This window comes from Aeromonas simiae, from assembly GCF_000820125.1.
Taxonomy (GTDB): Bacteria; Pseudomonadota; Gammaproteobacteria; order Enterobacterales; family Aeromonadaceae; genus Aeromonas; species Aeromonas simiae.
This window is the reverse complement of sequence record NZ_CDBY01000009.1, coordinates 20,103-31,023: the sequence shown is the minus strand read 5'-3', so window position 1 is coordinate 31,023 and position 10,921 is coordinate 20,103. Positions and strand designations below refer to the sequence as shown.

10 protein-coding genes are annotated in these 10,921 nt (G+C 62.6%); 2 read left to right on the top strand and 8 right to left on the bottom strand.

The features are described 5' to 3' along the window. From BN1134_RS01785 to BN1134_RS01765, 5 genes are all read right to left on the bottom strand, one after another. Positions 1–473, bottom strand: a 473-nt coding sequence (locus tag BN1134_RS01785) for an ABC transporter ATP-binding protein (protein ID WP_042044914.1), incomplete at its 3' end; no start/stop codon positions are given. A gap of 10 nt (positions 474–483) precedes the next feature. Next, positions 484–1,248 (bottom strand): high-affinity branched-chain amino acid ABC transporter ATP-binding protein LivG, encoded by a 765-nt coding sequence (gene livG, locus BN1134_RS01780; RefSeq protein WP_042044913.1) that lies wholly within the window; start codon positions 1,246–1,248, stop codon positions 484–486. Beyond that, positions 1,245–2,501 (bottom strand): high-affinity branched-chain amino acid ABC transporter permease LivM, encoded by a 1,257-nt coding sequence (locus tag BN1134_RS01775; protein ID WP_042044918.1) that lies wholly within the window; start codon positions 2,499–2,501, stop codon positions 1,245–1,247. Before BN1134_RS01775 ends, livG begins: the two co-directional genes overlap by 4 nt. Continuing rightward, entirely contained in the window at positions 2,501–3,427 is a 927-nt protein-coding gene (gene livH / locus BN1134_RS01770; protein ID WP_042044912.1) for a high-affinity branched-chain amino acid ABC transporter permease LivH, read from the bottom strand. Before livH ends, BN1134_RS01775 begins: the two co-directional genes overlap by 1 nt. 66 nt (positions 3,428–3,493) lie before the next feature. Continuing rightward, on the bottom strand, positions 3,494–4,615 hold the full coding sequence (locus BN1134_RS01765) for a branched-chain amino acid ABC transporter substrate-binding protein (RefSeq protein WP_042044911.1): 1,122 nt from the start codon (positions 4,613–4,615) through the stop codon (positions 3,494–3,496). A gap of 420 nt (positions 4,616–5,035) precedes the next feature. On the opposite strand from BN1134_RS01765, the gene BN1134_RS01760 reads away from it, so the two are divergent. After that, positions 5,036–6,040, top strand: coding sequence for a substrate-binding domain-containing protein (locus BN1134_RS01760; protein ID WP_042044910.1), 1,005 nt, complete (start codon positions 5,036–5,038; stop codon positions 6,038–6,040). Between the two features lie 17 nt (positions 6,041–6,057). On the opposite strand, the gene BN1134_RS01755 is transcribed toward BN1134_RS01760, so the two are convergent. Together BN1134_RS01755 and BN1134_RS01750 are read right to left on the bottom strand one after the other, a co-directional pair. Further along, complete coding sequence (locus tag BN1134_RS01755) at positions 6,058–6,585, bottom strand: ATP:cob(I)alamin adenosyltransferase (RefSeq protein WP_042044909.1); 528 nt, start codon at positions 6,583–6,585, stop codon at positions 6,058–6,060. A 64-nt stretch (positions 6,586–6,649) separates the two neighbouring features. Next, positions 6,650–7,750, bottom strand: a complete 1,101-nt coding sequence (locus BN1134_RS01750; RefSeq protein WP_042044908.1) for a DUF5610 domain-containing protein — start codon at positions 7,748–7,750, stop codon at positions 6,650–6,652. A 149-nt stretch (positions 7,751–7,899) separates the two neighbouring features. Here BN1134_RS01750 and trmA point away from each other — a divergent pair, with 149 nt between their 5' ends. Then, positions 7,900–8,994, top strand: coding sequence for a tRNA (uridine(54)-C5)-methyltransferase TrmA (gene trmA / locus BN1134_RS01745; RefSeq protein ID WP_198133128.1), 1,095 nt, complete (start codon positions 7,900–7,902; stop codon positions 8,992–8,994). A gap of 337 nt (positions 8,995–9,331) precedes the next feature. Here trmA and norR read toward each other — a convergent pair whose 3' ends face one another. Next, positions 9,332–10,849, bottom strand: a complete 1,518-nt coding sequence (norR, locus tag BN1134_RS01740) for a nitric oxide reductase transcriptional regulator NorR (RefSeq protein WP_042044906.1) — start codon at positions 10,847–10,849, stop codon at positions 9,332–9,334. Positions 10,850–10,921 lie beyond the last annotated feature (72 nt).

The following is a 10,921-nucleotide window of genomic DNA, read 5'->3' as shown; positions in this document are numbered from 1 at the left end:
TCGAGCAGCAGCAGGCGCGGCTTGCTCATCAGGGCGCGGCCGATGGCCAGCATCTGCTGCTCGCCGCCGGACATGGTGCCGGCGCGCTGGGTCAGCCGTTCGTGCAGGCGCGGGAACAGGGTGAACACCTGATCCAGCAGCCCGGCGTGCTCGTGCTTGTCGACGAAGAAAGCCCCCATCAGCAGGTTCTCCTCTACCGTCAGGCGGGCGAAGATGCGCCGCCCCTCGGGGACGACGGCGATGTCTTTGCGCATGATGCGCGCCGAGCCGAGGGCGGTGATCTCCTCCCCCTCGAACCAGATGCTGCCGCTGCTCGGGGTGGGGTCGCCGCACAGTGTCATCAGCAAGGTGGTCTTGCCGGCGCCGTTGGCGCCGATCAGGGTGACGATCTCACCCTGCTCTACCTTGACGCTCACGTCGTGCAGCGCCTGGATCTTGCCGTAGTGGGTCGATACGTTGCGAAGTTCTAACATCCTGACTCCCTTAGGATTCGCCCAGATAGGCCTTGATCACGGCCGGATTGTCGCGCACCTGCTGCGGGGTGCCGTCGGCCAGCGGGGTGCCCTGGTTGACCACGAAGATGTGGTTGGAGATCTCCATCACCAGCTTCATGTCGTGCTCGATGAGCAGCACAGAGACACCAAACTCGTCGCGCAGGGAGACGATCAACTCGTTGAGCTCGTCGGTCTCCTTGGGGTTGAGGCCGGCGGCCGGCTCGTCGAGCATCAGCAGCTGGGGACGGGTCGCCATGCAGCGGGCGATCTCGAGGCGGCGCTGCTGGCCATAGGCTAGGTTGCCGGCGCTGCGGTTGGCCAGATCCTTGAGCCCCACCTTCTCCAGCCAGAAGCCGGCCTGCTCGAGCGCCTCACGCTCGGCGCGGCGAAAGCCCGGCGTCTTGAACAGGCCGGCGACGAAGTTGGTGTTGAGGTGGCGATGCTGGGCGACCAGCAGGTTCTCTACCGCCGTCATCTCCTTGAACAGCCGCACGTGCTGGAAGGTGCGCACCACCCCCTTGCGGGCGATCAGGTGGCCGGGCAGCCCCTGGATCTCCTCATCCCGGTAGCGGATCACCCCGCCGCTGGGGCGGTAGAAGCCGGTCAGGCAGTTGAAGATGGTGGTCTTGCCGGCGCCGTTGGGGCCGATCACCGAGACTACCTCGCGCTCACGCACGCTCAGGTTGACGCCGTTGACCGCCAGCAGACCGCCAAAGCGCATGGAGAGATTCGAGACATCCAACAGCTTGCTCATTTCTTCAGCTCCAGGTGGGGACGGGTCATCGGCAGCAGCCCCTGCGGGCGCCAAATCATCATGAAGACCATCAGGAGGCCGAACATCAGCATGCGGTACTCGTTGAACTCACGGGCCAGCTCCGGCAGTACCGTCATCACCACGGCGGCCAGCACGACACCAATTTGAGAGCCCATGCCGCCCAGCACCACGATGGCCAGCACGATGGCCGACTCGATGAAGACGAACGACTCTGGGCTGATGAAGCCCTGGCGCGCCGCGAAGAAGCTGCCGGCAAAGCCGGCGAAGGCGGCGCCGATGGTGAAGGCGGTCAGCTTGATGATGGTGGGGTTGAGGCCGAGCGACTTGCAGGCGATCTCATCTTCACGCAGCGCCTCCCAGGCGCGGCCGAGCGGCATGCGCAGCAGGCGGTTGATGACAATCAGAGTCACGATCACCAGCACCAGCGCCATCAGGTAGAGGAAGATCACCTTGTGGTTGGCGTTGTAGGCGATGCCGAAAAACTCGTGGAAGGTGCCGATGCCGCCGTCCTTGACGGTGCGGTTGAACTCCAGCCCGCCCAGGCTCGGCTTGGGGATCCCCGAGATGCCGTTCGGGCCGCCGGTCAGGCTGGTCAGGTTGTTGAGCAGGATGCGGATGATCTCGCCAAAGCCCAGGGTGACGATGGCCAGGTAATCCCCGCGCAGCCGCAGCACAGGGAAGCCGAGGAGGAAGCCGAAGGTGGCGGCCATCAGGCCGGCGATCGGCAGGCACTCCCAGAAGCTCAGGCCAAAGTAGGTGTTGAGCAGGGCATAGCTGTAGGCGCCGACCGCGTAGAAGCCGACATAGCCGAGATCGAGCAGGCCGGCGAGCCCCACCACCACGTTGAGGCCGAGCCCCAGCATGATGTAGATGAAGGTGAGGGTGGCTAGATCCACCGCCCCGCGCGAGGCGAAGAAGGGGAAGGCGATGGCGCCGGCCAGCACCAGCACCGCCATGCCGTTGTAAAGGCGCGGCGCCTCTTCCTGGCTCGGCAACACAAACACCGGCACATGGGCGTGGCTGCGTCTGAACAGGCCGAGGATCTGGCTACGAAACAGCTGGAAGCCGAACACCAGGGCGGCAGCGCCGAGCAGCCAGCCTAGGGAGACCTCGAGGCGGCTGGCCACCACCAGAGTGGTGCCCTCGGCTTGCAGTCTGAAGCCGAGCAGCCAGAAGGAGAGTACCAGCAGTACCAGGGTGGCGACGCAGGCGTGGGTGAATTGACGCTTCATCATACCTTTTCGACCTCCGGGCGACCCAGAATGCCGGTGGGCATGAACAGCAGCACGCCGATCAGCAGGGCGAAGGCCATCACGTCCTTGTACTCGGTGCTGAGGTAGCCGGCGGTCATCGCCTCGACCACGCCGAGCAGCAGGCCACCGAGCACGGCGCCGGGGATGCTGCCGATCCCGCCCAGCACGGCGGCGGTGAAGGCCTTGAGGCCGGCCATGAAGCCGATGTAGGGGTTGATGACGCCGTAGTACATGCCGAGCAGCACGCCGGCCACGGCCGCCAGGGTGGCGCCGATGACGAAGGTCACGGCGATCACCACGTTGGTGTCGATGCCGAGCAGGTTCGCCATCTTGATGTCTTCGGCACAGGCGCGACAGGCGCGGCCCATGCGCGAGCGACCGATAAACTGGGTCAGCACCAGCATGGTGATGAAGGTCACCACGAAGATGATGAGCTGCATCCAGGAGAGGGAGGCCTGGAAGCCGTGATCGCTGCCAATCTCGATCCCGCCGCTGATGAGGGAGGGGATGGCGATGTCACGCGACCCCTGCGCCATGCGCACCAGGTTTTGCAAGAAGATCGACATGCCGATGGCAGAGATGAGGGGGATCAGCCGGTTGCCACCGCGCAAGGGACGATAGGCGACCCGCTCTATGGTCCAGCCGTAGCTGCCGGTGATGATGATGCTGATGAGGAAGGCGGCGCCGAGCAGCAGCACTGTGCTGTCGATGCCCATCATCATCAGGGTGGCCATCACCATGAAGGCGACGTAGGAGCCGATCATGTAAACCTCGCCGTGGGCGAAGTTGATCATGCCGATGATGCCGTAAACCATGGTGTAGCCGATGGCGATCAGCGCGTAGGTACTGCCTATGGTCAGGCCGTTCAGCAACTGCTGAACAAAATACAGAAGGTGTTCGGACATACTGCGTTCCCTGTACGAGCCCGATCTTAAAAGAGGGGGTGACTGTTGCCACCCCCGTGTCGATGCTTATTTGAGCTGGGTGGAGGTGCCGTCGGCGTGCCACTCGAAGATGCCGAACTGGAACCCTTCCAGATCCCCGTTCTTGGCCCACTTGAGCGGCCCCATCACGGTCTCGACCGGCGTCGCCTTGAGGGCCGCGGCCACGGCGGCCGGATCTTCATCACCCGCCTTGGTGATACCGGCGGCCAGCGCTTGCACGGCGGCATAGGTGGTCCAGACGAACGGGCCGGAGGAGTCCTGGCCCTTGGCTTTGAAGGCCTCGACCAGCTTGGCGTTGGCCGGCTCCAGGTCATACTTCTTCGGCAGGGTGACCAGCAGCCCTTCGGAACCTTGACCGGCGATGGCCGAGATGTCCTTGTTACCTACCCCTTCCGGCCCCATGAACTTGGCTTTGAGCCCCTTCTCAGCAGCCTGGCGCAGGATCAGGCCAAGCTCAGGGTGGTAGCCACCGTAGTAGACGAAGTCGACGTTCTCTTTTTGCAGTTTGGCGATCAGAGCGGAGAAGTCCTTGTCGCCGGCGGTGATCCCCTCATAGGCCACCACCTTGACGCCGGCCTTGTCGAGCGCCGCCTTGACGCTGGAGGCGATCCCTTCACCGTACTGCTTCTTGTCATGGATGACGGCCACGTTCTTCGGCTTGGCGGTCTCGATGATGTACTTGGCCGCGGTCGGGCCCTGGTCACTGTCGAGGCCGATGGTGCGCAGCACCAGCTGATAACCGCGCTCGGTGATCTTGGGGTTGGTGGAGGCGGGGGTGATCATCAGGATGCCCTCGTCCTCATAGATGTCGGAGGCCGGCAGGGTGTTGTCGGAGCAGAGGTGGCCGACCACGAACTTGACGCCGTCATTGACCACCTTGTTGGCGATGGCCACGGCCTGCTTGGGATCGCAGGCATCGTCATAGATGACCGCCTCGATCTGCTTGCCATCGATGCCGCCGGCCTTATTGATCTGCTCGACCGCCATCCGGCCGCCGGTGAACTCCATGTCGCCGTACTGGGCTACGGCGCCGGTAACCGGGCCGGCGATGCCGATCTTGATGGTGTCGGCAGCCATGGCATAAGAGGATGCGCCAAACAGGGCCAGAGAAATGGCGGCGCGAATGGCTGATTTGCTCCAATTATTCATCGATTATTCCTTTAATCAGTGGATTATTTCGGGTCCGGCCGACATCCTCGCAGGTCGGACATGTCCCATGTTCTATCACTCCTACGGCCCGTCTCACAAGTGGTTCAAGATGCTGTGACCGCTTGATTACTGCACTATTATTTGGAGTTAAACACTGTGTTTTTTGATTATTTTTAATGATTAACCTGTCTAGGTTCATATTAATTAAATGTTAATGCGGTGCGGGGTGGGCGATACCAGATAAAAAACGGCCGGATTTTGGTCTGATAATGCTCCCATTTTGCCCAAAATCTGTTTGCGCAAATCCGGGCCTCGGACTAGATTGGCAACTTGCAAAAAATGCGTAGCAGATACGCCGAATTTCAAGCCTTTATGTAGGAAATCTGCTACTGTTCCGCCTTTGACAGACAGGAGACAGAGATGGCCACAATCAAGGATGTCGCAGCCAGAGCCGGCGTATCCATCTCCACCGTCTCACATGTGCTCAATCACACTCGCCGGGTCAGCGAAGACGCAACCCAGAAGGTGCTTGAGGCGGTGGCAGAACTGAACTACGCACCGAATTCGGTGGCGCGCAGCCTCAAGGTCAATTCGACCAAGACCATTGGCATGCTGGTCACGACCAGTGCCAACCCCTTCTTTGCCGAGGTGGTGCAGGGGGTGGAAGCCTATTGCTTCGAGCAGGGCTACAGCCTGATCCTCTGCAATACCGAAAACCAGCCGCCGCGTCAGCGTCACTATCTGAAGATGCTGATGGAGAAGCGGGTCGACGGCCTGTTGGTGCTGGGGACCGACATCGACAACACCCTGCGCGAGATGTTGCGCAGTCACAAGAATGTGCCGCAGGTGGTGCTCGACTGGGGTACCGAGTGCGATTTTGCCAACGTCATCAACGATAACGCCCGCTCCGGTGCGCGTATGGCAACCCGCTACCTGCTCGAGCAGGGTCACACCGACATCGCCTGCATCACGGGCCAGCTCGACAAGCAGACCACCCAGCAGCGCCTCGATGGGGTGCGTGATGCGCTCGGTGAGCACGGACTGACCCTGGCCGATAGCCACCTCTTCGAGGGGGACTATGAGAGTCAGAGCGGTTTTGACCGGATGCAGCAGATCCTAGCCATGAACCCGCGCCCGACCGCCGTGTTTGCCTTCGACGATCCGATGGCCATCGGCGCCATCTGCGCCGCCTGGGAAGCCGGGGTCAAGGTGCCGGACGATATCTCGGTCGTGGGGTATGACGACGTGCAGATGGCCCGTTTCGCCAGCCCGCCGCTCACCACCATCCGTCACCCCAAGGCCGAGCTTGGCCAGCTGGCGGTGAAGCAGCTGATGAGCCGCATCCGCAACAAGGAGCTGTCGGTTGAATCGGTGACGGTACAGCCGGAACTGATCATTCGTCGCTCAGTCAAAGCCCGCCATTAAGGCGGGCTTTTTCATGGTCAGTAGTTGATGCTGACGTACTCCACCTCATCGACCCCCATCCCCGCCTTGACGTATACCGTCAGCACGAAGAAGAAGTTGGCCAGCAGGTTGGCAAACCGCCCCAGGATTGGATCCCAGCTCACCCCGTTCTCCTCGAGCCGCACCAGCAGGCGTACCACCTTCTTGGCGCCGCAGCGGCACAGGTGCAGGGTGGGCCCCGGCATGGGGCCGCGTGGCAGCACGAAGCCGGTGACCCGGCCGTGGGTGGCGGCGTTGTAGTGATCGTAACGCCCCTTGAGCCACGTCAGATCGCCCTCGAAAATGCCGAGCCGTCCGCGCACCGAACCATTGAGGTTGTAGATGAGCCGTTGCAGCCGGTCGAGATCGGCCTGCACCTCGTCAAAGCCGGTCGGCAGCTGCGCCATCACCACCCCCACCTGGGAGCAGAGCTCGTCGGTGGCGATCTCGTAGTCACACTGCCACTTGGTCTCATAAATGAAGGGATAACAGAGTTCGCGCAGGTCGCGGGGGCGTTTCGGGTTCATGTGTGGCGGCCGCTGGTGGGGGGGCAGCCAGTGTGCCAGCGCCGGGCGGCGCTGGCAAACCGGGTCAGCCGAGCTGGTGCAGGGCGGTGAGTAGGCGTTGGTTGAAGCCGTTGAAGCGTTGCACCTGGCTGTTGTCGTGCCCCTGGGCGGCGAGCACGGTCTGGGTCAGGTTTTGCTGGCTGGTGGGGGCGATGTACGCATCGGCCTGCTGCTGCCAGTTGCTGAGCCGGGGCAGGTAGTCGGCCAGTGGCTTGAGGGTATCTTGCAGCGAGTTGCCCTGGTAGGCGGCGCTCAGCTTGCTGTGTTGCTTGAGCTTGAGGCTGAAGCCGACCAGCTGGCTGTCATCAAGCTGTAGATCGCCCACCTTGCTCATCAGCTGGTCGAGGTTGCCCGCGAAGAAGCTGCTGCCCAGCTCGTCGATGCCCTTGACCAGTTTGCCGATGGCGCTCATCTCGGTGTCGCTGAGATCCCCTTGCAGCGAGAAGCTGAAGTTCTGGCTGTTTTGGAAGCTCACCTTGCTGCCCCGGTCGCCCTGGCTGCTCTTGAACTGCCAGCTGTCGCTAAAGCGCAGCACCACCTTGTCCCCCTCCTTGGTCTCGATCTCGAGGGTGCCTTGCTGGCGGTTGGCCATCTTGGCGGCGCCGACCTCGCTACTGGAGACATCACCGAAGAACTCTTTCTCGAACTGGTCGAGCCCCTCCTGGATCAGCTTGTAGCTCTGGTCGATGCCGGTCTTGATGTCTTCGTTGTCGGTGGCGTAGCTGCCGAGCATCTTCCTAGCATCGGCAAAGCCCATGTCGACCCCCTTGCGGGCCTGCTCCATCATCTTGGTCAGCGCATCGTCATCTTTGCCATCGGCGCGGGCCGCCCCGAGCCGGCCAGTGACAAACTGCAATACGTTCTTGGCCACCTCTTCGTAGTCAAACAGGGTCTCCGGCGTCACCTCTTCGACCTGCTTGGGCGCCTGGTACTTGCCCCCATTGATCTCGAGGCTGAACTGCAATGCTTGCTGCACCAGCACCTGTGCCCACTTGGGGCGGCTGTTCAGGGAGATCTGATCCTGTGGCTCCTGGGTATTCTGAGGGCGAGCCGCACTGCGCTGCGTCGCATTCTGGGCCGCATCGGCCTTCTTCAGTTGACCTTGTCCAATGCTGTCGATTTGCATGCCTATTCCTCCACACATGCCCGGTATCAGGTTATCGGCCTGAGTGGATAATTCTTGACCAAAAAAACTGGACAACCGTCGATGGCCTCTTAAAATCGCCCCTTCGGGTTTGCCCCGCTCCGTTTCCGGCTTCGTCCATGAGGTATTCGATGAGTCACACCCCGGCTGCCTACCAGCAGCAGCTCGACGCCAAGGCCGAGCGCCTGCGTGCCCTGTTTGCCGCCTTTAACCCGCCCGCCCTCGAGGTGTTCGCCTCGCCGGCCGAGTACTACCGCATGCGCGCCGAGTTCCGCGTCTGGCACGAAGGGGATGATCTCTACCACATCATGTTCGATCAGGAGACCCGCCAGCGGATCCGGGTCGATCACTTCCCGACGGCGAGCCGGCTCATCAACGATCTGATGCCCAAGGTGATTGAGGGCCTCAAGCCACACCCTGTGCTGCGTCGCAAGCTGTTCCAGATCGACTACCTGTCGACCCGTTCCGGCCAGGTGATCGTCAGCCTGCTCTATCACCGCAAGCTCGACGAGCAGTGGCAGGCCGCCGCCGAGGCGCTGCGTGCCGACCTGCGCCAACAGGGCTTCGATCTGCAACTCATCGGCCGGGCCCACAAGCAGAAGATCTGCCTGGAGCAGGACTTCGTGGATGAAGCGCTGGAGGTTGAGGGGCGCAGCTACATCTATCGTCAGGTGGAGAACAGCTTCACCCAGCCCAACGCCGAGATTAACCAGAAGATGCTGACCTGGGCGCGTGACGTGACCCGTTCCAGCGAGGGGGATCTGCTCGAGCTCTACTGCGGCAACGGCAACTTCTCCATCGCCCTGGCCGAGAACTTCGAGCGGGTGCTGGCAACCGAGATTGCCAAACCGAGCGTGGAGTCAGCCCAGTTCAACATTGCCGCCAACGGCATCGACAACCTGATCATCCTGCGCATGTCGGCCGAGGAGTTCACCATGGCGATGCGCGGTGAGCGCGAGTTCAACCGCCTCAAGGGGATCGATCTCTCCGACTACCGCTGCAACACCATCTTCGTCGATCCGCCGCGCGCCGGACTGGACCCGGCGACCGTCAAGTTGGTGCAGGAGTACGACCACATCCTCTATATCTCCTGCAACCCGGAGACCCTGCAAGAGAACATGGCGGTGCTCGGCGAGAGCCACGAGATCGCCCGCTTCGCCCTGTTCGACCAGTTCCCCTGGACCCATCACATGGAAGCCGGCGTCTACCTGCGCCGCAAGGGCTAGGTCACCGAGGTGATACAAGAGGGGCTGGCGCCCCTCTTTTTATTGCTGCGCTACCTACCCTCACCAGATCAACAGCGCGGCGCTAGGAAGGGGGCTGATACCGTGGCCAAGTCGATCTCAAGGCCGGCTAGGCCAACGAGGCGTATCGCGCCTCAACGTCCCCTGCTGCACCGCAGGGAACGCCTTCACTCGCCAATGATGTCCAGGTGAGCCTCTTTATTGAGTGCAACCAAGCTCGAGCCTGCCGGGAACCGAGCAGGCAACGCCTGCTTGAATCTGCATATTGGGTCGCCGCGGTGACAATATCACTGACCTGTGGTGTGGCAACGCGTCGGCGCTATTTCAGGCCGAGGCGCTGGGCCATGCGGTGCAAGTTGGCCGGATCGAGCCGCAGCTGGCGGGCGGTGGCGGCCCAGTTGCCCCGTTCTGCCTCCAGGGTCTGGCGGATCAGCTCGCGCTGGAACTGCTCGGTTGCCTCCTTGAGCCCTTGTTGTGGCAGTCGCACGGGGTCGGGGTTGGTCAACGGCGCCGCCGGTTGGTCACCGAGTGCCAGATGGGCAGGGCGGATCACCGCTGTGCTGCCCCCCTGCTCGGCGCGTGCCAACACGGCGGCGCGGTGGATGGCGTGCTCCAGCTCGCGCACGTTGCCCGGCCATGGGTGGGCGGCGAGGCGTTGCAGGGTGGCCGGTTGCAGCGAAAGCGACTCCAGCCCCAGGGTGGCGCGGCAGCGCTCGGCAAAATAGCCGGCCAGCAGGGGAATGTCCTCGCTGCGCTCGCGCAGGGCGGGTGCGTGTAACGGGAAGACGCTCAGGCGGTGGTAGAGATCGGCGCGAAAACGCCCTGCGAGCACCTCCTGCCGCAGATCCCGGTTGGTGGCGGCGAGGATGCGCACGTCCACCTTGAGCTGGGTATCGTCGCCGATGCGCTGCAGATCGCCATACTGCAACACCCGCAGCAATTTGGCTTGCAACGGTAGCGAAAGTTCACCTATCTCGTCGAGAAACAGGGTGCCCTTGTCGGCCAGCTCGAACTTGCCCGCCCTATGGTGCACGGCGCCGGTAAAGGCCCCCTTCACGTGGCCGAACAACTCACTCTCGGCCACTGAGTCGGGCAGGGCGGCGCAGTTGAGGTAGATAAGCGGCTGTTTGACGCGCGCCGAGCCACGGTGGATGGCGCGGGCGATCAGCTCCTTGCCGACCCCGGTTTCACCGAGGATCAGCACGTTGAGATCGGAGGCGGCCACCACGGCGATCTCCTGCTTGAGCTGTGCCATGACCGGCGCCTCACCGATCATCTCGTCGCTCTCCCCTTCATCGGCCGCATCCTCCGCCCTGGCAAGCGGGGTTGGGTGCTGGCGTGCCAGCTGCTCCATCAGCAGGGCGTTGCTGAGTGCGGCGGCGGCCAGCGCGCCGATGAGGCGCAGCTCCTTGTCCTTGATATCGTCGAACTGGTGCGGGTTGAGACCATCGATGGTGAGGGCGCCGATCAGGGTGTGGTTGCTCAGTAGCGGCAGACCCACACAGGCATGTACCTTGAGGGCATCATGGCCGGGGATCAGACCGTCATAAGGGTCGGGTAACGTGCTGTCGGTGGGGAAACGCACCACGTCGCCGGCGCGGGCGATAGCCTCGAGGCGCGGGTGTTCGGTGACCCGGAAGCGGCGGCCAAGCACATCGCGGGAGAGGCCGTCGATGGCCAGCGGGACGAAGGTGCCGTTCTCATAGCGCAACAGCGCTGAGGCATCGGAGGCAAGCAGCTGGCGCACGCTGTGGATGAGGCGCTGGAAGCGATCCCGGTGGGAGATGCCGTGTTGCAAGTCGAGGGCGATGCGGACGAGGGTATCGGTCGAGAGCATAATGGTCGTTATGACAATGTAATTGTGATATTGACCATAGCTGGGGATGGTGTAAATGACAATGCATTAAAG